General features: G+C 48.4%; 24 protein-coding genes. 19 read left to right on the top strand and 5 right to left on the bottom strand.

Annotated elements, in window-relative coordinates; genetic code table 11:
- Nucleotides 1-86: 86 nt before the first annotated feature.
- Nucleotides 87-317 carry a hypothetical protein gene (locus V7126_RS09715; protein ID WP_046129475.1) on the bottom strand — a complete coding sequence of 77 codons (231 nt, stop codon included), beginning with the start codon at nucleotides 315-317 and terminating at the stop codon, nucleotides 87-89.
- A 220-nt stretch (nucleotides 318-537) separates the two neighbouring features.
- Between V7126_RS09715 and V7126_RS09710 the strand changes: the two genes are divergently transcribed.
- From V7126_RS09710 to V7126_RS09690, 5 genes are all read left to right on the top strand, one after another.
- Nucleotides 538-864: a membrane protein gene (locus V7126_RS09710; RefSeq protein ID WP_046129476.1), complete on the top strand. Its 327-nt coding sequence runs from the start codon at nucleotides 538-540 to the stop codon at nucleotides 862-864.
- Between the two features lie 24 nt (nucleotides 865-888).
- Nucleotides 889-1,983: a DUF4097 family beta strand repeat-containing protein gene (locus V7126_RS09705; protein WP_046129477.1), complete on the top strand. Its 1,095-nt coding sequence runs from the start codon at nucleotides 889-891 to the stop codon at nucleotides 1,981-1,983.
- A 4-nt stretch (nucleotides 1,984-1,987) separates the two neighbouring features.
- Nucleotides 1,988-2,185 carry a PspC domain-containing protein gene (locus tag V7126_RS09700; RefSeq protein ID WP_046129478.1) on the top strand — a complete coding sequence of 66 codons (198 nt, stop codon included), beginning with the start codon at nucleotides 1,988-1,990 and terminating at the stop codon, nucleotides 2,183-2,185.
- Nucleotides 2,186-2,548 (top strand): phage holin family protein, encoded by a 363-nt coding sequence (locus V7126_RS09695; RefSeq protein WP_046129479.1) that lies wholly within the window; start codon nucleotides 2,186-2,188, stop codon nucleotides 2,546-2,548.
- A gap of 85 nt (nucleotides 2,549-2,633) precedes the next feature.
- Entirely contained in the window at nucleotides 2,634-6,674 is a 4,041-nt protein-coding gene (locus V7126_RS09690; protein WP_175075785.1) for a metallophosphoesterase, read from the top strand.
- A gap of 17 nt (nucleotides 6,675-6,691) precedes the next feature.
- On the opposite strand, the gene V7126_RS09685 is transcribed toward V7126_RS09690, so the two are convergent.
- Both V7126_RS09685 and V7126_RS09680 read right to left on the bottom strand, forming a co-directional pair.
- On the bottom strand, nucleotides 6,692-8,263 hold the full coding sequence (locus V7126_RS09685) for an MFS transporter (RefSeq protein ID WP_175075832.1): 1,572 nt from the start codon (nucleotides 8,261-8,263) through the stop codon (nucleotides 6,692-6,694).
- A gap of 140 nt (nucleotides 8,264-8,403) precedes the next feature.
- Nucleotides 8,404-8,886, bottom strand: a complete 483-nt coding sequence (locus V7126_RS09680; RefSeq protein ID WP_175075784.1) for a MarR family transcriptional regulator — start codon at nucleotides 8,884-8,886, stop codon at nucleotides 8,404-8,406.
- A gap of 196 nt (nucleotides 8,887-9,082) precedes the next feature.
- Here V7126_RS09680 and hprK point away from each other — a divergent pair, with 196 nt between their 5' ends.
- The 5 genes from hprK to V7126_RS09655 are packed head-to-tail and all read left to right on the top strand — an operon-like array spanning nucleotide 9,083 to nucleotide 12,964.
- Nucleotides 9,083-10,015, top strand: coding sequence for an HPr(Ser) kinase/phosphatase (hprK, locus tag V7126_RS09675; RefSeq protein ID WP_046129483.1), 933 nt, complete (start codon nucleotides 9,083-9,085; stop codon nucleotides 10,013-10,015).
- 11 nt (nucleotides 10,016-10,026) lie between these two features.
- Nucleotides 10,027-10,839 carry a prolipoprotein diacylglyceryl transferase gene (gene lgt, locus V7126_RS09670; protein WP_046129484.1) on the top strand — a complete coding sequence of 271 codons (813 nt, stop codon included), beginning with the start codon at nucleotides 10,027-10,029 and terminating at the stop codon, nucleotides 10,837-10,839.
- 24 nt (nucleotides 10,840-10,863) lie between these two features.
- Nucleotides 10,864-11,805 (top strand): nucleoside recognition domain-containing protein, encoded by a 942-nt coding sequence (locus V7126_RS09665; protein WP_046129485.1) that lies wholly within the window; start codon nucleotides 10,864-10,866, stop codon nucleotides 11,803-11,805.
- Nucleotides 11,802-12,449 (top strand): pyrophosphatase PpaX, encoded by a 648-nt coding sequence (gene ppaX, locus V7126_RS09660; protein ID WP_046129486.1) that lies wholly within the window; start codon nucleotides 11,802-11,804, stop codon nucleotides 12,447-12,449. Before V7126_RS09665 ends, ppaX begins: the two co-directional genes overlap by 4 nt.
- Nucleotides 12,446-12,964 (top strand): acyltransferase, encoded by a 519-nt coding sequence (locus tag V7126_RS09655; protein ID WP_046129487.1) that lies wholly within the window; start codon nucleotides 12,446-12,448, stop codon nucleotides 12,962-12,964. Before ppaX ends, V7126_RS09655 begins: the two co-directional genes overlap by 4 nt.
- 20 nt (nucleotides 12,965-12,984) lie before the next feature.
- Here the strand turns inward: V7126_RS09655 and V7126_RS09650 are convergent, their stop codons facing one another.
- Nucleotides 12,985-13,650: a pectate lyase gene (locus V7126_RS09650; RefSeq protein ID WP_046129488.1), complete on the bottom strand. Its 666-nt coding sequence runs from the start codon at nucleotides 13,648-13,650 to the stop codon at nucleotides 12,985-12,987.
- 318 nt (nucleotides 13,651-13,968) lie between these two features.
- On the opposite strand from V7126_RS09650, the gene V7126_RS09645 reads away from it, so the two are divergent.
- Entirely contained in the window at nucleotides 13,969-14,154 is a 186-nt protein-coding gene (locus tag V7126_RS09645; protein WP_157759346.1) for a hypothetical protein, read from the top strand.
- A 221-nt stretch (nucleotides 14,155-14,375) separates the two neighbouring features.
- Here the strand turns inward: V7126_RS09645 and V7126_RS09640 are convergent, their stop codons facing one another.
- Nucleotides 14,376-15,107, bottom strand: a complete 732-nt coding sequence (locus tag V7126_RS09640; RefSeq protein ID WP_046129490.1) for a C39 family peptidase — start codon at nucleotides 15,105-15,107, stop codon at nucleotides 14,376-14,378.
- Between the two features lie 208 nt (nucleotides 15,108-15,315).
- Here V7126_RS09640 and V7126_RS09635 point away from each other — a divergent pair, with 208 nt between their 5' ends.
- Genes V7126_RS09635 through hisIE form a run of 8 tightly spaced genes read left to right on the top strand, consistent with a single transcriptional unit; the run spans nucleotide 15,316 to nucleotide 21,740 of the window.
- Nucleotides 15,316-16,491, top strand: a complete 1,176-nt coding sequence (locus V7126_RS09635; RefSeq protein WP_046129491.1) for an ATP phosphoribosyltransferase regulatory subunit — start codon at nucleotides 15,316-15,318, stop codon at nucleotides 16,489-16,491.
- Nucleotides 16,484-17,116 (top strand): ATP phosphoribosyltransferase, encoded by a 633-nt coding sequence (gene hisG, locus V7126_RS09630; RefSeq protein ID WP_046129492.1) that lies wholly within the window; start codon nucleotides 16,484-16,486, stop codon nucleotides 17,114-17,116. Before V7126_RS09635 ends, hisG begins: the two co-directional genes overlap by 8 nt.
- A 5-nt stretch (nucleotides 17,117-17,121) precedes the next feature.
- The gene (gene hisD, locus V7126_RS09625) at nucleotides 17,122-18,402 is read left to right on the top strand and encodes a histidinol dehydrogenase (protein ID WP_046129493.1); all 1,281 of its coding nucleotides are present in this window, start codon (nucleotides 17,122-17,124) and stop codon (nucleotides 18,400-18,402) included.
- The gene (hisB, locus tag V7126_RS09620; RefSeq protein ID WP_046129494.1) at nucleotides 18,402-18,986 is read left to right on the top strand and encodes an imidazoleglycerol-phosphate dehydratase HisB; all 585 of its coding nucleotides are present in this window, start codon (nucleotides 18,402-18,404) and stop codon (nucleotides 18,984-18,986) included. Before hisD ends, hisB begins: the two co-directional genes overlap by 1 nt.
- Complete coding sequence (gene hisH / locus V7126_RS09615; RefSeq protein WP_046129495.1) at nucleotides 18,987-19,625, top strand: imidazole glycerol phosphate synthase subunit HisH; 639 nt, start codon at nucleotides 18,987-18,989, stop codon at nucleotides 19,623-19,625.
- The gene (hisA, locus tag V7126_RS09610; protein WP_046129496.1) at nucleotides 19,622-20,359 is read left to right on the top strand and encodes a 1-(5-phosphoribosyl)-5-[(5-phosphoribosylamino)methylideneamino]imidazole-4-carboxamide isomerase; all 738 of its coding nucleotides are present in this window, start codon (nucleotides 19,622-19,624) and stop codon (nucleotides 20,357-20,359) included. Before hisH ends, hisA begins: the two co-directional genes overlap by 4 nt.
- Nucleotides 20,356-21,114, top strand: coding sequence for an imidazole glycerol phosphate synthase subunit HisF (hisF, locus tag V7126_RS09605; RefSeq protein WP_046129497.1), 759 nt, complete (start codon nucleotides 20,356-20,358; stop codon nucleotides 21,112-21,114). Before hisA ends, hisF begins: the two co-directional genes overlap by 4 nt.
- A complete protein-coding gene (gene hisIE / locus V7126_RS09600) occupies nucleotides 21,111-21,740 on the top strand; it encodes a bifunctional phosphoribosyl-AMP cyclohydrolase/phosphoribosyl-ATP diphosphatase HisIE (protein ID WP_175075782.1) in 630 nt (209 codons plus the stop codon). Before hisF ends, hisIE begins: the two co-directional genes overlap by 4 nt.
- Nucleotides 21,741-21,895: the final 155 nt, after the last annotated feature.

Genomic DNA, 21,895 nt, shown 5'->3' with positions numbered 1-21,895 from the left:
GAGGCTGCCGACGCAACGTCGGCAGCTTTTTAGAATATAGAAAAAGCCGCGGCTTGGCGGGAAAACGGTCCGTCAGCCGGGATGACCTACTCTTTTTTCTGCCCGAGGATTTGTTTCACCGCTTCCATCAGACTGTTGGTGATATGTGTGCTGCTGCTGAGCAACACTTTCAGATAGCGGATATCATTCGAAAGCGGAGTCGCGAAGTTAACCGATTCCAAGTGATTAATGATACCTTGGTTGATCCTTTTTTGTTCCTGAATCAGTTCAAAAAGCTTCGGGGTGTATGGCCCATGTTCCTCCGGTCTTTGTTTCATGACGCCGCCTCCTTTTCTTTACTGGGCTTTCCCCATATTGTAAAGGGTTATAAAAAAAGAATCTATTCATAAAATCTAAAAAAATCATTTTGCGAAGATTGACGCATGCCCATCGAATGAAATTGAAACGAAACGGCCAAGATACACGTAGACTTGAGTATAATGACATTGTACATTGGACTTAAGAAGAGGATCTGTTTAGGTCAGGAGAGTGATGTGAGTGACACGAAACAACGCGCTGATTGCTGCAATTTGTTATTTTAGCGTTTTTTTTGCCCCGCTTATTTTGCCTATCGCCGCGTATTTTATAACAGATGATCAAGAAACGAAAAAGCATGCGATGCGCTCGCTTATTTCGCATATCATTCCGTTTATCAGCGTGGTGATATTGGCTGCAGGCGCAATAAGCGGAACGGTTATATTTAATGATGGCGGATTTTTAGCGTTTTTTTCTGTTTTTGGAGGCATCATTTTTTTCGTGGTCATCAGCTTGATAATTGCGATTTGGAACGTGGTCCAAGGGATTAAGATGCTGACGCGGGTTTAAAAAGAAGGAGAACGGGGGATTTTCATGAAAAATGAAAAAGAACGGATTTTACAATTGGTTGAAGAAGGGAAGCTTTCCGCAAAAGAAGCGCTGATCCTGATCGAAAAACTTGAGGAAGACTATAAGGAAAAAGAAAGCAAGATCACGGCATTATCCGAGAATGTCATCGATTCAGACCAATTTTTTAACGAAAAGAAAAAAGATCCGAAGCCTTCGATCGGTTCCAAGCTGTTTGAATGGATCGATACCGCCGTTAAGAAAGTAAAAGAAGTCGATCTTGATTTGAATTTTGGGCAATCATTCGAAGTCCAGCATATTTTTCAGTTTAAAGATACGGATTTTTCAACGCTGGACGTTCAGCTCGCCAACGGCAGCGTCAATCTCGTCCCGTGGACAGACCCTGACGTGCGCGTTGAGTGCCAGGCGAAAGTGTACCGTGCCGAAGATCAGGATGAAGCGAGACGGGCTTTTCTCGAGCATATAGAATGCGGCGTCGAAGGCGAGAGATTTTCGGTCCGTACGGAGAAAAAAACGATGAAGACCAATCTGACCGTCTATATTCCAGACAAGGAATACGGTAAAATCCGTTTCAAGCTGTTTAATGGTCCGATCAGGGGGGAACATTTAAACGTAAAAGAGCTTTCGGCGAAAACGACAAACGGTATTTTGTCGTTTTCCGGGCTGACTGCAGGCAAAGCTGCACTGGAAACAGCCAACGGGCAGATCAAACTGGCAGATCATGAATGCGGCGAGATTGAAGCGGAAACGATTAACGGGTTGATCGATGTGAAAGGATCGTGCGAGGCTCTTGATTTGCAGAGCTTTAACGGCAATATTGCCGCGACAGTCAGGAGTCCGCACTGCCGCTCGGTTTATGTGAAAACAACCACAGGCAGCATCGAATTGAATGTGCCCCGCGACTGCGCCGTGACAGCCGAGCTGAAAAGCAATCTCGGTTCCCTGTCAAACGCCCTGTCCGACGCGGAAATCCTTAAAGAAAAAAATGAAACGATACAGAAGGAAATGCATATTAAAGCCAATCAAAATCATGATCACAGCATGACGGTATTTTTAGAATCAAAAACTGGATCGATTCATCTAAATCATACACAGGAGTGATACAATGAAAAGGCTATTTCGATCCGAAAAAGACAGAAAGATTGCCGGAGTCGTCGGGGGTCTGGCTGAGTATTTTAACATGGACGCCGCACTGCTGCGAATCATCACGGTCTTATTGTTTATTTTTTCGACGGGAATTCCCGTGCTGCTGATTTATATCGTCTGGGTGTTTGTAGTTCCGAATGAAGGAGACGTTAAGTAGATGATAAGATGGATTATAAGCGTTCTTGTCAACGCTTTGCTGCTAATTGTAATTGCCGGTTATTTTGACTCGGTTCACGTTGGAAGCGTCGGCGCCGCCATTATGGCGAGTTTGGTTTTATCGATTTTGAATGTCATTGTGAAGCCGGTGCTGATTATTCTCACGCTGCCTGTCACGGTTGTTACGCTCGGTTTATTTTTATTTGTGATTAATGCCGTTACATTGTATATGACGGCAGCGATTATGGGGGACAGCTTTAACCTGGACGGCTTTGGAACAGCTATATTTGCATCGATTGTCCTGTCGGTTTTCCACCTGCTGATCCAAAAAGCGATCATCGAACCGATGATGACAAGAAAATAAAAACGAAGAGCCTGACATGTTCAGGCTTCTTTTTTTGCTTCATAAAAAAGGCGTGACAAGGCAAAATACGAAAGGGAGGTAGACGATGAAAAAGAACAGAAACCGCCAAACCCTTTTGTTGATTGTCACAGCGTGTCTTTTGGTTTTGCCGGTGTCAGCCGCTGATGCAGGTGAAGCACTGCCGGCAAATGCCTCAAACTCTCCTGTTATAAGGCATACGCCCGTAGAAAAAGGGAAGAAGGGGGAGGATCTGCTTTTTACCGCAAAGGCGGCTGCCGACACCGTTATCCTTTATTACAAGCAAAATGAAGAATTGCCGTTTCGGGCGGTGCCGATGGAGATAATCCCGGGCAAAAAGGAAAGCTACATTGCTAAAATTAACAGCACCATGTTAACGTCCGACAAGGTCGTTTATTATATTGAAGCACAAGCTGGCGATCATTATGCCAGAACGGATTTGTACACGATCGATGTGAACGGGTTTCTGGCCGACATACAAAAGCTGCCTGAGCTTTTGATTACCGAAATGGTCGTCGATTCGGCCAATGTCGGCGGCAAGGACGGATACGAATTTATCGAGGTTTATAACAATACAACAAAGCCTATTCATTTGAACGGCTACAACATCAGATACAGACATCCTGAAAAGGGAAAGGAGTCTGATGCGCTCTGGCCTTTTGAACAGGAAGATATCAGGATTCCTTCCGGTAAAACGCATGTGTTTTGGTTGAAAAACGAAGCGAACGCACATCTAACCGCGGCCGATTTTAACCGCTATTACGGTGTTCATCTTCAAGAAGGCAGAACGCTTTCCGGATTGAAAGGCGGCATGGCCAACATGGCATCAAGGGATCTGGTTATCACAACGGACAGCGGGGATGAGATTGCTGCCGCACATTACCGCCATGAACCAGGCCGGACTGACGTGGTTAAAAACAAGGCGATTCTTTATAAGTACCCGATTGACGGATCGAAGCAAATGGCGAAAATATCGAGCGGGGAGACGAAACCCTCTCCAGGTTCGCTTTTAAGGGAGCAGACGCCGTCGGAAATGGTTACCGTCCTCCCAGATAGAGAAAAGCCCCGAATCAGGGATCTGACCGTCCATCAGCCTGTAAAGCCCGGGGAGGCAATACAGCTCCTCGCCGAGATAAAGGACAATAAACGGGTCAAAAAAGCGCAGTTTTTTTACAGAATGAACGATGATGAGCCTTTTACAGAAGTAAGCGTCGAAAAAAGCCAAACAGACGGCCTTTATCGGCATAACATTTTTTTTGCAGAATTTATCGGCAAGGAAAAGCTTGAGTATTATATAAAAGCCAGTGATGGGTCTAACGCGGTTACCGGGGAAAAGAAAACGATCTCTCTCGAGCAAAGCTTTTTAAAAGGGCTCAGGTTGAATGTAGAGGAGCGCGGCACGGTTTCAGGGAACGTGCTGCTGAAAGCTACATCAGAAAGGCCGCCTGAGGAGACGGTCATCCGGATTGACGGGAAAGAGCAGAAACCGGCGGGTACAGCCCTTGAAAAGACGGCTTACTTCGCCTTTGACGCTAACAAAACCAACCTTTATTTTAAAAATGCGGTGACGATCGGAAAGCGGGTTCACAAAATATTTGACGATACACACCAACGATATACGACGATCACCGTACCGATTGCGTCTGAGGAATTTTCAAAGGGCAAACCCTTTTCGATTAAAGTCCGTTCAGGTACTAAATCGTCTCCGTTTCAACAATCCTCCGCTGAAAACCGGGACGATTTTTTGTTGAAAAACCCGCGTCTGGTCTTGGGGGACGGTACGGTCATCCGCGATGAGCGCTATCGTGATCCGAAAACTGAGCTCCGTGTCGGAGACAATCGCGATGCACGGGAATGGTACGAATTTCGTTTTTCCCTTGAGGACGGCTGTTTTAAGGCACTTGCCTTTCAGTGGAATACAAAAGCCTGGAAAGAGGGCTGGCATACGGTTGAAGCGGAGAACAGGGAGGAAAAAGTAAAACGGAAGGTCATGGTCGACAACAGCGGCCCTCTCATAAAAGCTTCCGTGAAAGACGGCAAAACGTATAAAGGTGCTTTTACGCTTGACGCGGATATTCATGATAAGCGAAGCGGCATCAAAGAAATCAAAGCGTTTCTCGACGGTAAAGCGATTTCTTTGCCTCATGGTGCAACATCCGCAGAGCTTGCCCCAGGCAAGCATGTTTTTAAAATAAAGGCAGCCGATGGAGCGGGCAATGCGTCCGTTACAAAAAAGGTGTTTCACGTTAAAAAAGAACAGCCGGAAAAACCCGAAAAAGTAAAGGCTCCGACCGGCAGTACACAGGCTGACCTGGCCGTTCGCGTCAAAGATCCGACAAAAGACAGAATGAAGGTTTCTTTTTATCGTGGTTATCAATATACAGTAAAAGACGATGAACATGTAAACGTATCTACGTACGGTAGCGAGACGGAGCCGCCAAGGGGCTTTGCCCCCGGCGGGGAAAAACCGCTGTCAAAAAAGGAGAAAAGCAGCATGGCCGCAGTTGACGGACGAGGCTTTGAAACCGTCTCAACAACCCGGTTCCCGTATCACCGCTTCGATGTGAAAATCGATGAACAAGTCGATGAGAACGATCAAGCGGAAGTGACATGGCGTGGAAGCTCCCTCCCGGGGAGAAGGGTGTCCATGTTTGCCTGGAACTATAACAAACACCGATGGGATGCGCTTGTTTATCATATCGCAAAAGACAGCAGGAACTTTACGCTCAAAGGAAGCATAAAGATGGCCGACCATGTCCGCAAATCCAGGGCAAGCATCATCATCCAGGATCAGATCCAGCTTTCCCACGACGACTATACGTTTATCTGGATGTCTGACACTCAATATTACGCGGAAAGCTATCCGCACATTTTTGAAAAGCAGGTGAACTGGATCGCCGAGCAGAAGGACAGGCTGAACATTCAATATGTCTTTCATACAGGGGATATTGTCGATGAAGCGGACCAGCCCGCTCAATGGAAGCGGGCCGACCAATTTATGAAGGTGCTCGATGACCGCCGGGTGCCGTACGGAGTTCTCGCCGGCAATCACGATGTCAGCCATAAAAGCCGCTCCTATCTGCGGTACGGCAAATACTTCGGCGAACGGCGCTTTAAAAACAAGCCGTTTTACGGGGGCTCCTATTTGAATAATAAAGGGCATTACGATTTAATTTCGTGCGGGGGCAATGACTATATCATGATCTTCATGGGCTGGGGAATCGGAGCGAAAGAACTGCGGTGGATGGATGAGGTGCTGAAAATGCATCCGGACCGAAAAGCGATCTTGTCGTTTCACGAATATTTGCTCGTCAGCGGCAATAGGAGCCCGATCGGCGACAGGATCTTTGAGCATGTCATCAAGCCGAACAAAAACGTAATCGCTGTATTAAGCGGCCATTATCACAGCTCGAATTTGAAAGTCGACAAGCTTGATGATGACGGTGACGGACACACTGACCGGAACGTATATCAAATGCTCGCGGATTATCAAGGCGGGCCGGAAGGCGGGCAAGGCTATTTAAGGATTTTTCATGTCGATCCGAAACGGGACACGATTCATGTCAAAACATATTCGCCATACCTTGATGATTATCATTTTTATAATCCGGAGCAATACGGAGCAAAAGACGAATTCAGCATTAAAACCGATCTAAAGCCGCGCCGGAAAAAAGTAAAAACCGACTACTTTGAGCTGAATGTTTTTTCTGATCAGCAAATCGGCCAGACGAAGAAGATCAGAAGCGGAAAAACGGCATCGGTAACATGGGATCAATTAAAGCCGAACACCAGCTATTTCTGGTATGCTGAGGCTTTTGACAAATACGGCGGAAAAAGCCGGTCTGACATTTGGAAATTCACGACGAAACAAGAAGATATGAAGCCGTTTTCAAGTGGTAAAGGGTCAGAGTGGCCTGCTTCCGCACACCATAGAAACATGTCGGACAGTTCTGCAACAAAACCACCACCGGGAGCCGCCCGCGCGGTATGCGAAGCGGGACTCCCTTCCTTGATCAATGTCTTAAAAAACCGGCTTCCGATTGCCGAAATTGGATTTTTGCTGGCTGTATACACGATTTTTGGCCGTAAAAAGCACTTGTTTTCCTAGCGGAAGGCAGGTGTTTTTTATTTTTTCATGCCGCGGATGGGGGCCTGTTTGTTTCTATAGACCGATAATATGGTGATCGCGCCAATTACAATAATGGAGATGATGGCAGCGGCTAAGTAAAGTTTTCCAAATCCCGTACCAATGCTCTCTTGAATCGCATCTGTAATGATTTGTTTTATATTAGGATCCGGAATTTGGCTGAGCTTTTCTTTCAGCTGCAGCGCATTTGTTTCGCCTCCTGCAAATGAATTCGCGGAAATGCCGCTGTCCTTTAGTTTTTCGGTGATACGGCCGGCGATATTTTCGTAGCCGGCCGTAATAAATCCGGCATAAATCGCGGGCGCCAGTGTCAGTCCCATTTGCCTGACGAGCGACAATGTTCCGAGCGCGGTTCCGTAATGCTGTCTTGCGGACTCTGATACGAGCATATTTAAAGGCGCGCCCAACAGAAAGCCAAAACCGATCCCGGCAATCACGCTCGCTAAAACAAATTCCCATTTTTCCGTCACCCAGACCGACAACAGCAAAAAGCCCAAAAATGAAACGGCTCCTGAGAGCAAAGTTGTTTTGACCGGCCCTTTTTTGTCAGCCATCATTCCGCCGAGTCCCGCTCCTGCGCCTGAAGCAAGCGCAAGCGGTGTCATCCAGTAGCCTGCTTTTTCCGGGGCGACATGCAAATACTGCTCCGCATATGAAGGAATAAAAATGACGGCAGCCAACAGCCCCCCGGATAAGAAACCGATAAAAAGCGTCCATTGAAACACTTTGTTTTTCAATAAGCTGCAGGCGAGGATCGGATCTCCGCCTTTTTGCTCGACCCGTTTTTCATAAAAAAACAGTCCCGCAAACAAAACGAGGCCGGCCGCGGCAAAAAAGAAAAAGCTTGGATCGGCCAGGCCGGTCAATACATCTTGGCCATTAAGATTTGTTATGCCGTACATAACAGACAAAATGGCCAAAGATAAAATGACGGTTCCCGTCAGATCGAGAGGCTTGATTTGATCCGCTTTTGTTTCGCCGATAAACGGAAAGCTCAACAGGACGAGTCCGGCGGCAATCGGCAAATTAATCAAAAACAGCCAATGCCAGCTTCCGGCGATATCAAGAATGAAGCTGCCGATATTCGGACCGAGCACAGCGGCGATCCCGTTCATCGCACCTAACAGTCCAAGCGTAGTCCCCTGTTTTTCTTTCGGGAGCGCCGTGAGAACATGGGAGCTTCCGATGATGAAAATGCCGCCCCCGCCAAGCGATTGAATGAGACGCGCCGCTAAAAACACCGGAAAGTTTTGGCTGATGGCAACCAATAAAGACCCTATGCCAAAAAGCGTGACCTCTGCAATAAACAGTTTTTTTCTTCCGTAACGGTCTGACAGCTTTCCGACAATCGGAACACTGACGGACAAGCCTAGTGTATAAAGCGTAATTCCCCATGCTCCCCACGAAGGGGACACTTGAAAAGACTCATTGATGGTCGTAAGTGCTGCTGAAATAATCCCATTGTCCAAGGCTGCCATAAACACGCCGACCGTAAACAGAACAATTGCCCATTTCTGGTTCGGTTCGTCTACCGGAAGAGTGGCTGGCATCATGATTCCCCCCTTATATCATTAACTCCAAACTAATAATTCACTTTAAGTGAACTATTTTCATCATCCTTCAAAATCCTTGTTTTGTCAAAAGAAATTTTTCATCAAAAAAAGCCGCGCTTGTACCGGCCGCGGCTTTATTAGTCTGATTCATTTGATTTCAGCGCTTTTTCAAGGATGCTGAGCCCTTCATTCACTTTTTTCTTTTCTTCTTCATTCATCATTTCGAGGGCTTTCTTCAGCTTCCCATGCCCTTTTTTATACAAGCCTCGGAAAATACCTTTTGCTCTCTCCGTCAATTCGACGACGATCGTTCTTCGATCTGTCTCAGAATGCGTTCTTTTTATAAAATCGGCCTGTTCAAGACGGCCGAGAAGCCCGGTCATATTAGGCAGGGAGGCGCCCATTTTTTCGGCGATCTCCGAGACTTTCAGTTTTCCGTGGTTGTTCAAAAGCATTAATACTTTCATTTGCGGCATACTGATATCAAGCTTCATCCATTCAGAGACATCCCCGAGTCCAGCCGCTGTCAGCACTTTCATATAAAGAACCCATGTTTCCTTTTCCTCGGGAGAAAGGATGTCCTCGTTCAGCACGGTTGTATCGTGAATGTTGTATTCCACGCTCTGTTCACTTCCTTTAAACGTTCCTCTCTTCATACTACTGATTTTTCGGGATGAAAGAAAGTCTTTCGCCGGGTAGCTCTGGGGAATCGTCATGAAGCTTTATCAAAAATTGTTTTAGGTTTATTTTGAAAGTGATAGAATAAAGCTGAATGTCTAGTTTTTCTTCACCTGAGAAGAGGAGGGTGCATCAATCGTGCCGAAAGTTCGAACAAAAGATGTGATGGATAAATTTAAGCTGGAACTGATCAGCGGAGAAGAAGGAATCAACCGTCCGATTACGATGAGTGATTTGTCAAGGCCGGGTCTTGAAATGGCGGGATATTTTACATATTATCCGAAAGAACGGGTCCAGCTGCTTGGGAAAACGGAAATTACCTTTTTTGAGAAACTCCCTGAGGAAGAAAAAAAACAGCGGATGCTTTCTTTGTGTACTGAGATTACGCCGGCGATCATCCTTTCGCGGGATTTGCCGATTCCCCCGGAACTGATCGAAGCTTCTGAACAAAACGGCGTCCCTGTACTGCGTTCGCCGTTGAAGACGACGCGTCTGTCAAGCCGTCTGACGAATTTCCTCGAAAGCCAGCTCGCGCCGACGACGGCGATCCACGGCGTGCTCGTCGATGTGTACGGTGTAGGTGTGTTGATTATTGGAAAGAGCGGGGTCGGAAAAAGCGAAACTGCATTGGAGCTTGTCAAAAGAGGCCATCGTCTTGTAGCCGACGACTGCGTGGAAATCAGGCAGGAAGATCAGGACACGCTGATCGGGAGTGCGCCTGAATTAATTGAGCATCTCCTTGAGATCAGAGGCCTCGGCATCATCAACGTAATGACGCTTTTCGGCGCGGGAGCCGTCAGGAGTTTTAAACGGATTACCCTTGTGATGAGCCTTGAGCTTTGGGAGCAGGGAAAACAGTATGACCGTTTAGGGCTTGATGAAGAAAAAATGAGAATCATTGATACCGAAATTCCAAAGCTGACCATTCCGGTCCGTCCGGGGCGAAACCTCGCCGTTATTATCGAAGTGGCTGCCATGAACTTCAGGTTGAAGCGAATGGGCCTGAACGCTGCTGAGCAATTCACCAATAAGCTTGCGGACGTGATCGAAGACGGTGAGCTTGAAGAATAGGAGTTGACAATATGAATGAAACGATTGAACCTTTAAATCCGATTGCCTTTCACTTAGGCCCGATTGCCGTCCACTGGTACGGGATCATTATCGGCTGCGGAGCGCTGCTCGGATTGTGGCTGGCGGTCAGGGAAGGCGAACGAAGGGGGCTTCATAAAGACACTTTTGTGGACCTCGTTCTTTTTGCGATACCGATTGCGATTATTTGCGCGAGAACGTACTATGTCATTTTTCAATGGGACTATTACAGCAAACATCCCGATCAGATCGTTCAAATATGGAACGGCGGCCTGGCGATCCACGGCGGCCTTATCGGAGCCGTGCTGACGGGGATCGTCTATTCAAAGGTAAAGGGCATTTCCTTTTGGAAACTCGCCGATATTGCGGCGCCGAGCATCCTTTTAGGCCAGGCGGTCGGCCGCTGGGGAAACTTTATGAACCAGGAAGCGCACGGTGACGCCGTATCAAGGGCGTTTTTGGAAAATCTGCACTTGCCTGATTTCATCATCAACCAAATGTATATTAACGGGCAATATTATCAGCCTACTTTTTTATACGAATCATTATGGAGCTTTACGGGAGTCATCATTTTACTTCTTTTGAGAAAAGCGAATTTAAAAAGGGGCGAGCTGTTTTTACTCTATATCATCTGGTATTCGATCGGACGCTGCTATATCGAAGGCCTGCGCACGGACAGCCTGATGCTGACGCAATCGCTCAGAATCGCCCAAGTCATTTCGATTGTTCTGATCGTTTGCGCGGTCGCGCTCATTCTGTACAGACGGTTTAAAGGCGATCAAATTAAACGATATCAAGAGATGTAGACTGCATGTAAAGGGGAGACAGCAATGAAGGGAACCTTAAAGGCCGGGGCGAAAGCGGGGCTGAAAACGACGTGGACGCTCGGAAAAGTGATTTTTCCGGTTACGCTGATCGTCAGCCTGCTCCAGCATACCCCGGTGATGGGCTGGCTGATCAAGATCATCACGCCGGCGATGGGAGTTTTCGGTCTTTCGGGGGAAGCGGCGATACCGCTCGTGTTAGGCAACATGCTCAACCTGTATGCCGGGATTGCAGGAATATTAACGCTCGATTTGTCTGTTAAGGAAGTGTTTATTCTGGCGGTCATGCTGTCATTTTGCCATAACCTGATTATCGAGTCGACGGTCGCTTCAAGGGTCGGAATCAAAATATGGCTCATTTTGCTTGTCCGCATCGGCCTTGCCGCCTTTTCAGCCATCTTTATCAACCTCTTGTGGCACGGCGGAGGAGAGGCTGCAAAATACGGTTTGATTTCTGCAAAAGGCGCGGCTCCGACGGGCTGGTTTGACATTGCGCTTGAAGCCTTCACAAAAGCCGGTCTGGGAATCCTTCAGCTTGCCGCGATCGTCATCCCGCTGATGATCGTCATTCAATATATGAGAGACCTCGGCTGGCTGAACGTTTTCTCAAAGTGGTTTGCACCGGTAACGAGAATGCTCGGGATGAAAGAAAATACATCGATGACAATGGTTGCAGGACTCGTGATCGGGCTCGCATACGGAGCCGGGGTCATGATCAAAGCTGTCGAAGAAGACGGCGTCAGCAACAGTGATGTGACGCTCGCGTTCATTTTTCTCGTCGCCTGCCATGCCGTCGTTGAAGATACATTGGTATTTATCCCGCTCGGCATTCCGGTCTGGCCGCTTCTTGTGATCAGGCTTGCCACCGCGGTCCTCCTGACGATCGCGATTTCTCGCCTCTGGAGGAAGCCGGACTATTCCGTTCAAGAGAAAGGAAGCTTTATATGAAAATAAATACTGTTCTGTTTGATTTGGATGGAACGCTCATCAATACAAATGAGCTGATCATTGCATCTTTTTTGCATACGCTTGAACATTACGCCCCAGGGCGTTATCAAAGGGAGGATGTGCTTGCGTTCATCGGTCCGTCCCTTTACGAAACCTTCAGCGGCATACATAAAGATAAGGCGGAAGAAATGATCAGCATGTACCGAGAGTTCAATCATAAAATGCACGATCAGCTCGTAACGGAATATGATACGGTTTACGAAACGCTCGACCGCTTGGCCGAAGAAGGGTATAAGCTCGGAATCGTGACGACAAAACTGCGCGATACCGTCAACATGGGCCTCAAGCTGACAGGGCTTGACCGATTCTTCGAGACGGTTGTAACGCTTGACGACGTCACGCGCGCCAAACCTGATCCGGAGCCTGTTCTGCTTGCGCTTTCCAAGCTCGAAAGCCGCCCTGAAGAAGCGATCATGGTCGGCGACAATTACCACGATATTTTAGCCGGGAAACATGCGGGCACAAAAACGGCGGGCGTCGCCTGGACGATTAAAGGGGAAGCAAGCCTTGCCAAGCATCAGCCCGACTATATGCTCGGCAAAATGAGCGATCTCCTTGCGATCCTCGGAGTGGAACCGGCTTGAGAAACACGAAGCGCTATCCGGTGTCAGGAGCCAACTCCTTATGGCATGTCTATCAAACGGTTCCGTTTTTCAAAGTGGTCAAAAACTTCATCGTCATTCAGACGGCCCGCTATACACCGTTTCTCGGGATGAAAAACTGGATGTACAGAACGTTTTTGCGGATGAAGATCGGAGAGCAAAGCTCATTTGCCTTGATGGTTATGCTTGATGTGATGTTTCCCGAAAAAATTTCCGTCGGCCGCAATACCGTGATCGGCTACAATACAACGATTTTAGCCCATGAGTATTTAATTAAAGAATACCGTCTCGGCGAGGTCACAATCGGCGACGAAGTGATGATCGGGGCCAATTCGACGATCCTTCCCGGCGTGACCATCGGAGACGGCGCCGTCGTATCCGCCGGAACGCTCGTCCATAAGGACGTCCCGCCGGGCGCTTTTGTCGGCGGCAATCCGATGCGGCTCATTTATACAAAAGAAGAAATGGAGAAACGGATGGAACCCCCCGCTGAGTAAACAGAGGGGGTTTTTCATGGCTAGAATTCCTGATTGTTTTTTTCCGTAACATGTTTTACTCCGATCCATTTTTTGCCGACATTCGAGTATCTTGTGTTTGTCATCGTGACAGTGCTTGTTGAGCTGTCCGTTCTGAAAATGGCTTCCTTCATGTTGGTGATGGTGCAGTTGTCAATTATGACGGAAGTTTTAAAGGTTGAACCGCCGAGCTGACGGATGAACTTGCCGCCTTGATCAGCTGTGAAGTTTTTCACCGCAAAGGTGCCCGCTTTGTTGATTTGAAAAATCTTATCTGAGGCCAGACGCGCAGATCCTCCGTTGATGGTGACATTCCCTTCTTGTTTCACGGTCAGGGCGTCCTCACCGACATCCTCCCAAACGACATTGCTGATAGAAGCGTTTCCATAAGTGTGAACGCCATCAGCAGCCGGTGCGCCAAGCACGACATTTTTCAGCGTCGCCCCATTCTCCACCTTGAAAATCGGTTTTTGGCCTTCTTTCTGACTGCCGTCGCCAAGCTCCGGACCAGCCGTAAAACGCTGTCCTTTTCCATCATAAGTCTTCCCTTTTTCAACGACAATCGTTTGATGGACGATCTCTGCGGCAGAGGCTTTTTCAGGAAAAGCCTGTCCACTCAAACCGGCAACCAAGCCAGACAGCACGACCAAACCTGCTAATTTTTTCATAACCGAAACCCTCCTAAAGATTTAGTATTGGCTGATATAAAGCCATGTCTCCCGCCTTTGTCTCCGCCTGCCATTTTCGTTCTGGTTCTTTTGCAATGAAAGGGAGGTATTCAACTTCCGTATTATCATAAAAGGAGATTCAACGATTGTAAATAAATAAATTGGAAATTTAGAAAATACGGTAAATTAAAAACGGATTAAAAATCGGTATATTCATTTTTAATTATTTAGCCAGTGAAAATAGAGCTATTTTCGAACGTGATCAAAGAATCAATAGAAAAAGTTTTGGGGTATGACGATGAAAAAGAGTTTGTGGGTATGCATGGCAGCTGGAGCAAGCCGGGATCTGTTCCAAGCATGGGCTGGGTGAAAGGCTCCCTCAGGATTGCCGTTCAAGAAATAAGCGCTGATAAGGAAATCATGGGAATCCCTTCTTGCGGATACGATTGGGATGTAACAAATCCGGATCAAAATGCAATGAAGCAGCGGGATGAAATTCAATGAGGCAAAAGCAAGTCCGTCATACGATCAACAGACAGCTTCGATGACGTTTCCCTATACGGATCAGAATCATCAGCAGCATGTCGTCTTAGAAACATGAAGATCCCCGTCGGCGTTTCTGTATATTCTTTATTGTCATGAATCAGAGTTCATTTGGCAGGCTGTTCAAAAAGGAATCAAATAATATGAAAAAGAGGCCGGAATGATTCATTCCAGCCTCTTTGTTATGAAGCGATGACAACCGCCTGGCTGCCCATTTGTTTCCATGCCTTTTCAAAATTGCTTCTGTCGACTTTCCTGTTTTTGTAGCCGTAAGGATCGTTCAAATAAACGTATTTATCATTATAGCCGGTAATCGCGACGCTATGGACGCTGTAGGTGACATCAACCTTGCCTGACGGCGTATTCCACGTTTGCATATCATTGACCGGGGCAAATCTTACGGTGGTAATGACCCAGACCGGTCTTCCTTTGTTGAGCTGTTTATAGATGGCCGCCGGCTTTTTTCCCGTCAGGTCGATAGCTTTCGTGCCCGCATAAGAAGCGGCCAGCTTGTAAATCGGACCGTGGTAGACACTTAGGCCAGGGCCGTTTTCCATATCGCCGACAAATCCGTCGTTAGGGTTTCCTTTTAAGCCGTTTTGATAGGTGAGCGGCACTCTATTGATTTTTTGAGCCAGTTCATTTTTCGACACATCATATCCGCTGTAGTTTAAGATCATCGCCAGGCTGGCGACTTCGCATCCGTTATAAAGCTTCGGAGCATCCATTTGTTTGATTAACGGCACGTCCAGCGTATTGTCCGCTTCTTTGCTTTTGACTTCTTCTCCCCCCGTTTTCGCTTGGCTGTTTTCGTGAATTAACGGGCCGATCATATCTTTGGAAAACAGTATGAAAATGGCTAAGGCAAAAGCTGTTAAGAAAAAAATAGAAAATAGCGCTTTGATGAATTTCATATCAGTCTCCCGTCCTGTTTTAGAGAATAAAAATTTGTTCTTTATACGATTATATCATCAAGGCATTCTTAAAATAAAAGAAATCATTTTAACAAAAGTGGGACAGTCTGTTATTGATTTTGACTCTTTCATCTGTTAGCATATTATCATATTAGCGAACTAAAGGATTCGGAATTTTTCTTCAAACGTATACGGGGGTGCAAGTCAGATGTTTATGTTCGAAAAGCCTCACGGCATGAGAGACACGCTGCCCGGTCTCTATGAAACGAAGAAAAGGGTGCGTTCTGCACTTCTTGATGTGATCGGCCTGTGGGGATACCGATTTGTGGAAACTCCGACGCTCGAGTTTTATGAGACGGTCGGCGTGCAGTCAGCTATTTTAGAACAGCAGCTTTTTAAGCTGCTTGATCAGGAAGGGAAGACGCTTGTGCTGCGCCCTGATATGACAGGGCCCATTGCAAGGGTGGCGGCTTCACAGCTTTTGAAACAACATCATCCGATCCGCGTCGGGTATGCGGCGAACGTTTTCAGAGCGCAGGAACGCGAAGGCGGCCGTCCCGCAGAATTTGAACAGGTCGGGGTCGAGCTAATTGGAGACGGATCATCAAGCGCCGATGCCGAGGTGATTGCCCTTGTCGTTAGTGCGCTTAAAAACGCGGGGCTTACGTCTTTTAAAATTTCGATCGGCCATATCGGAATCGCAGATGCGTTATTTATGGACGTTTTGGGAAATGAAGAAAGGGCTCAAGTGCTGCGGCGCTTTTTATATGAAAAAAATTACGTCGGCTACCGCGAACACGTGAAATCGCTGAATTTATCGTCAATCGATAAAAACAGGCTGCTTGAGCTTCTGAAGCTGAGGGGCGGTATTGAAACGTGCGGCTCGGCTAAAGCGATCATCGATTGCGAACAAGGAAAGAGTGCGATTACACAGCTTGAAGCTCTTTGGCAGACACTCGGCGATTACGGATGCGCAGAAGACGTCAGGCTCGACTTAAGCATGGTCAGTCATATGAGCTACTATACCGGTATTTTATTTGAAATATACGCTGAAAACGTCGGCTTTCCGATCGGGAACGGAGGACGCTATGACCAGCTGCTCGGCCGCTTCGACTCCCCGGCTCCGGCGACGGGCTTCGGAATCCGTATCGACAGGCTGCTTGAAGCTTTGAACGCGGAAGATGCACAAGAAAAAATGGATATCGTCATTTTCAGCACGGAGCAAAGGATAGAGGCCATTCAATTCGCAGAGGAAGAACGGCGGAGGGGCAAAAAAGTCGTTCTCCAAGATTTAGCCGGGATCGAAAACATCGATCAAATGACGAAATCTTTTCAAAACGTGACCTATTTTATCGGTTCCGGAAAGGAAGAGCAGCATGGGTAAACGATTGACGATTGCAATGCCGAAAGGACGGATTTTTGATGAAGCCGCCGGACTGCTCCGAAAAGCCGGCTATCAGCTTCCCGAAGAATTCGAAGATTCAAGAAAATTGATTATCGATGTACCGGAAGAAAGCCTTCGATTTATCCTGGCTAAACCGATGGATGTCACAACATATGTGGAGCATGGAGTGGCGGATGCCGGAATCGCTGGCAAAGACGTCATGCTTGAAGAAGAGCGTGATGTCTACGAGGTTCTCGATTTGAAGATCAGCAAATGCCGCCTGGCAGTAGCCGGTCTGCCGCAGGCTGCTGCAGGCGGTGTTGCACCGAGAGTGGCGACGAAATATCCGAATGTCGCGTCAAGCTATTTCAGGGAACAGGGAGAGCAGGTCGAAATCATTAAGCTGAACGGGTCGATCGAGCTTGCCCCGCTCATCGGTCTCGCCGACCGGATCGTAGATATTGTGTCAACCGGACAAACGCTCTTGGAAAACGGCCTTGTGGAAACCGAGAAAATTTGCGACATTACGTCACGGTTTATCGTGAATCCCGTGAGCTACCGGATGAAAGACGATGTCATCGATGAAATGGCTTCAAGGCTTGCGCTTATCGTGGAAGGGGAATAGATAATATGAAGATCAAATCCATCGGCGGGAATACCGCTGTTTCGCTGAAAAGGTCGATCAGCGCCGGAACGGAAGAACAAAGAAAAGCTGTACGCACGATCATTGACGAGGTGATCAAACGCGGGGATGCGGCTGTTGCCGATTTTACGAAGCGGTTTGACGGAGCCGTTGTATCCGATCCGCGCGTTTCCGAACAGGAAATCAAGGAAGCCTACAGCATGCTGAAACAGGAAGATGTGGATACGCTGAAAGCGGCGATTTCCAATATAAAAGAATATCATGAACGGCAGCTGGCATCTTCCTGGTTTTACCACAGAGAAGACGGAACGATGCTCGGGCAAAAAATCACGCCGCTTGATTCGGCTGGCGTTTACGTTCCCGGAGGAACCGCGGCTTACCCGTCATCGGTTCTGATGAATGTCATTCCTGCAATTGTTGCGGGCGTCGGCCGGATTGTGCTTGCATCTCCGCCGGGAAAGGACGGGAAGCTGTCTCCGGGGGTTCTCGTCGCGGCGGCTGAGCTCGGCATAAAAGAAATGTACAAAATCGGAGGGGCTCAGGCGATAGCGGCTCTGGCCCACGGAACGGAAACGATATACCCTGTCGATAAAATCACGGGGCCCGGCAATATTTATGTCGCCTTGGCGAAACGCGAGGTATTCGGCCAGGTTGACATCGACATGATTGCAGGGCCGAGCGAAATCGCCGTTCTTGCCGATCAGACGGCAAACCCGCGTGAAATCGCCGCAGACCTGCTTTCGCAGGCTGAACATGATGCGATGGCGTCAAGCGTTCTGGTCACCGATTCCCATTCACTCGCTGAAGCCGTTCAGAAAGAAGTGAACCGCCAGCTTGAAGAGCTGCCGAGAAAAGACATTGCCCGGCAGTCCATTGAAGATCACGGCTGTATTTATGTAGCAGAAACCATTGATGACGCCGTCACTGCCGTTAACGAGCTTGCTCCGGAGCACCTTGAAATCGTAACGGAAAATCCTGAGGCGCTGCTTGGAAAAATCAAGCACGCCGGCGCGATTTTCTTGGGGCGCTACAGTTCTGAGCCTGTCGGGGATTATTTTGCAGGTCCGAATCACGTGCTGCCTACCAACGGAACGGCGAGATTTTCAAGCCCGCTCAGCGTCGAAGACTTTCAAAAACGATCTAGCATCATCTCATACAGCAAGGAAGCTTTCCGCGAAAACGCTGAAAGGATAGCCGCTTTTGCCAGAATGGAAGGGCTTGAAGCACATGCTAGAGCCATCGAATCAAGAAACGGGGAGGAAGACTGATGAGAAAAGCCGAACGGGCAAGAAAAACGAATGAAACGGATATTAAGCTGTCTTTCAATATTGACGGCCAAGGAGAAGCGGATATTCAAACAGCTGTGCCGTTTATGACGCACATGCTCGACTTATTTACAAAGCACGGCCAGTTCGACCTTTCCGTCAAGGCCGAAGGCGATGTGGACATCGATGACCATCATACGACAGAAGATATCGGCATTTGTCTCGGGCAGGCGCTTTTGGAAGCGCTCGGCGATAAAAAAGGCATTAAACGCTACGGATCAAGCCTTGTGCCGATGGACGAAGCGCTCGCCCAGGTAGCGGTCGATTTGAGCAACAGGCCGCATCTTGAGTTCAGGGCGCAGCTTCCGAGCCGGAAAGTCGGAACATTTGATACTGAGCTCGTCCACGAATTTTTATGGAAGCTCGCCCTGGAAGCGCGCATGAATCTTCACGTCATCGTCCACTACGGGACGAATACGCATCACATCATTGAGGCGATTTTTAAAGCGCTTGGCCGCGCGCTTGACGAAGCCACGATGATTGACCCTCGCGTGAAAGGAATTCCATCAACGAAAGGAATGCTGTAAATGATCGGTGTCATTGACTATGGAATGGGGAACCTGTACAGCGTATCAAAAGCATTGGAGCGGATCGGAGCGGATTATATTGTATCAGAGCGGATCAGCGAGCTGCAGAAAGCGGACAGCTACATCCTGCCGGGAGTCGGCGCGTTTCGCGATGCGATGGAGATTTTAAACAAAACGGATTTAAAGACCTTTATACGGGATGCGGTCGGTGAAGGGAAGCCTCTTCTCGGGATTTGCCTCGGCATGCAGCTGTTGTTCGAGGAAAGCGAAGAACGGGGCATTACCGGCGGACTCGGTCTTTTAAAAGGGAAGGCCGTCAAGCTTGAAGCCCGAGATGAAGCGGGAAACCGCTTAAAGGTACCGCACATGGGCTGGAACCGCCTCGCGATTCACCGCGATTCACCGCTTTTGACGAAGGCTGACGAAGGCTACGCTTATTTTGTCCATTCCTATTATGTCAGCGGGATGGATGAGGAAGCTCTCTTGGCAAGCGCTGATTACGGCGTGCGCGTACCGGCCGTCGTCGGGCTTGATCATGTATACGGGGCCCAGTTCCACCCTGAAAAAAGCAGCACCGTCGGAATGTCGATTTTAAAACGATTCAAACAATTGACAGAAGAACAGAAGGTGACAGCATGAGCGGGTTTACAATATATCCGGCCATCGATATGAGAAATGGAAAATGCGTCAGGCTTGTGCAGGGAGACTATGCAAGGGAAACGGTATACGGGGATTCCCCGCTTGAGATGGCGGCATTGTTTGCAGATCAGGGGGCCGAATGGATCCACCTCGTCGATTTGGATGGCGCGAGAGAAGGCAAAACAGTCAACGATGTTCATGTGAAAGCCATCGCGGATCGATTGAATGTCAAAGTGCAGGTCGGCGGGGGCATCAGGACCGAAAAAGACGTTGATGACTATCTCTCAAATGGCGTAGAAAGAGTGATTTTAGGTAGCTCGGCCGTGTCTGATCCGGCGTTTGTCAAAAAGATGCTGAAGACGTACCAGCATCATATTGCAATTGGACTTGACGCAAGAGACGGTTTTGTCTCGACGGAAGGCTGGCTCGAAACGTCATCCGTGACGGCGGTGGAGCTTGGCAGAAAGCTGGCCGCGGAAGGCGCGGAGGTTTTTATTTTCACCGATATTGCGACAGACGGAATGCTGTCCGGACCGAACATTGACAGTACGGTAGAGCTTGCCGGAGCCACCGGAAAACAGGTTATTGCCTCAGGCGGCGTCAGCTCTCTTAGCGATTTGGAAGCTTTGGCGGCTCATGGCTCTGAAGGCGTCAGCGGCGCAATCGTCGGCAAAGCTTTATACACGAATCAATTCACCGTGCCTGAAGCGCTTGAAAGGGTGGGGACCAGGTGATTACAAAACGCATTATACCGTGTTTGGATGTAAAGGACGGCCGTGTCGTCAAAGGGATCCAGTTTCTTGAACTGAAGGACGCCGGCGATCCGGTAGAACTTGCAGAGGTGTACGACAAAGAAGGCGCAGATGAACTCGTCTTTCTCGATATTTCCGCATCGCATGAAGGAAGAAAAACGATGGTCGACGTTGTGGAAAGAGTGGCGGCAAAGCTTGCGATTCCCTTCACCGTCGGCGGCGGTATCAACCGTCTGGAAGACATGAAGACGATTTTAAGAGCGGGTGCGGACAAAGTTTCCGTCAATACGGCCGCTGTCCTTCGCCCCGAGCTGATTGCCGAAGGCGCCGGCTTTTTCGGTTCCCAATGCATCGTCGTCGCCATTGACGCCAAATACGATGAAGCTGAAGACGAATATTTCGTTTACACACACGGCGGCCGGAAAAAGACGGATCGTGACGCAGTGTCATGGGCGAAGGAAGCCGTTCAGCGGGGAGCGGGCGAGATTTTGCTGACGAGCATGGACTCCGACGGGGAGAAGAACGGATTTGACCACAAGCTGACAAAGCTCGTGTCAGAAGCGGTCCCGGTTCCGGTGATTGCCTCAGGCGGCGCCGGAAACGCCGAGCATATGAGAGCCGTGTTTGAAGAAGGCAAAGCAGATGCAGCACTCGCCGCCTCCATCTTCCACTACAAAGAAACGTCGGTTAAAGAGGTAAAAGCTTATCTAAAAGAGCGCGGGGTGAATGTAAGATGATAAAGGCAGACGAATTGAAGTTTAATGAAGCGGGTTTAATCCCGGCGATCGTCCAGGATGCAGCAAGCAAAGAAGTGCTGACACTGGCCTATATGAACAAAGAATCGTTTGAAAAAACGATCGAGACAAAGGAAACGTGGTTTTTCAGCCGTTCCCGCGGAGAACTGTGGCATAAAGGCGAGACTTCAGGCAATGTTCAGCATGTGAGAGACATCCGCCTCGATTGCGACCGCGACGCTCTGGTCGTGCTTGTCGAGCCGCAGGGCCCGGCCTGTCATACGGGAAGCTACAGCTGCTTCTCATCCTTGAATGACGGCAAGGAAGCAAGCGGCGGCCGTTTCTCTATTATCAATGAGCTCGAAGCCGTCATCGCCAGCCGGCAGGCTGAAATGCCTGAAGGCGCCTATACGACGTATTTATTTCGGGAAGGCATTGATAAAATCCTGAAAAAAGTCGGCGAAGAAGCCGCCGAGGTGATCATTGCTTCGAAAAACCGCGATCATGAAGAATTGAAATGGGAGGCAGCAGATCTCCTCTATCATTTGCTCGTCCTTTTAAGAGAGCAGGCCCTTCCGCTTGATGACGTATTGAGCGTGCTGAAAAAACGCCACGAAGGATCCAAATAACGCGCGATAAAAAAATCCAGACCTTTCATGATATGCTCCCCTAAAGGTAGACAGATGAAATAAAAAAATCTGTTTGCCTTGGGGGAGTTTTTTCATGGCTGGAAAATGGTTTTCAAAAGAAGAAAAATTGAATATTCTATCAGAATGTGATCAGG

The organism is Bacillus sp. JJ675 (assembly GCF_036963165.1).
Classification (GTDB): domain Bacteria; phylum Bacillota; class Bacilli; order Bacillales; family Bacillaceae; genus Bacillus; species Bacillus glycinifermentans.
The sequence above is the reverse complement of the archived record's forward strand: the minus strand, read 5'-3'. Positions and strand labels throughout refer to the sequence as shown.

Coding starts and splice junctions, on each gene's coding strand:
- V7126_RS09715 (WP_046129475.1), bottom strand. CDS start 317: ATGAAACAAAGACCGGAGGAACATGGGCCATACACCCCGAAGCTTTTT.
- V7126_RS09705 (WP_046129477.1), top strand. CDS start 889: ATGAAAAATGAAAAAGAACGGATTTTACAATTGGTTGAAGAAGGGAAG.
- V7126_RS09700 (WP_046129478.1), top strand. CDS start 1,988: ATGAAAAGGCTATTTCGATCCGAAAAAGACAGAAAGATTGCCGGAGTC.
- V7126_RS09695 (WP_046129479.1), top strand. CDS start 2,186: ATGATAAGATGGATTATAAGCGTTCTTGTCAACGCTTTGCTGCTAATT.
- V7126_RS09690 (WP_175075785.1), top strand. CDS start 2,634: ATGAAAAAGAACAGAAACCGCCAAACCCTTTTGTTGATTGTCACAGCG.
- V7126_RS09685 (WP_175075832.1), bottom strand. CDS start 8,263: ATGCCAGCCACTCTTCCGGTAGACGAACCGAACCAGAAATGGGCAATT.
- lgt (WP_046129484.1), top strand. CDS start 10,027: ATGAATGAAACGATTGAACCTTTAAATCCGATTGCCTTTCACTTAGGC.
- V7126_RS09665 (WP_046129485.1), top strand. CDS start 10,864: ATGAAGGGAACCTTAAAGGCCGGGGCGAAAGCGGGGCTGAAAACGACG.
- ppaX (WP_046129486.1), top strand. CDS start 11,802: ATGAAAATAAATACTGTTCTGTTTGATTTGGATGGAACGCTCATCAAT.
- V7126_RS09650 (WP_046129488.1), bottom strand. CDS start 13,650: ATGAAAAAATTAGCAGGTTTGGTCGTGCTGTCTGGCTTGGTTGCCGGT.
- V7126_RS09645 (WP_157759346.1), top strand. CDS start 13,969: ATGCATGGCAGCTGGAGCAAGCCGGGATCTGTTCCAAGCATGGGCTGG.
- V7126_RS09640 (WP_046129490.1), bottom strand. CDS start 15,107: ATGAAATTCATCAAAGCGCTATTTTCTATTTTTTTCTTAACAGCTTTT.
- V7126_RS09635 (WP_046129491.1), top strand. CDS start 15,316: ATGTTTATGTTCGAAAAGCCTCACGGCATGAGAGACACGCTGCCCGGT.
- hisG (WP_046129492.1), top strand. CDS start 16,484: ATGGGTAAACGATTGACGATTGCAATGCCGAAAGGACGGATTTTTGAT.
- hisD (WP_046129493.1), top strand. CDS start 17,122: ATGAAGATCAAATCCATCGGCGGGAATACCGCTGTTTCGCTGAAAAGG.
- hisB (WP_046129494.1), top strand. CDS start 18,402: ATGAGAAAAGCCGAACGGGCAAGAAAAACGAATGAAACGGATATTAAG.
- hisH (WP_046129495.1), top strand. CDS start 18,987: ATGATCGGTGTCATTGACTATGGAATGGGGAACCTGTACAGCGTATCA.
- hisA (WP_046129496.1), top strand. CDS start 19,622: ATGAGCGGGTTTACAATATATCCGGCCATCGATATGAGAAATGGAAAA.
- hisIE (WP_175075782.1), top strand. CDS start 21,111: ATGATAAAGGCAGACGAATTGAAGTTTAATGAAGCGGGTTTAATCCCG.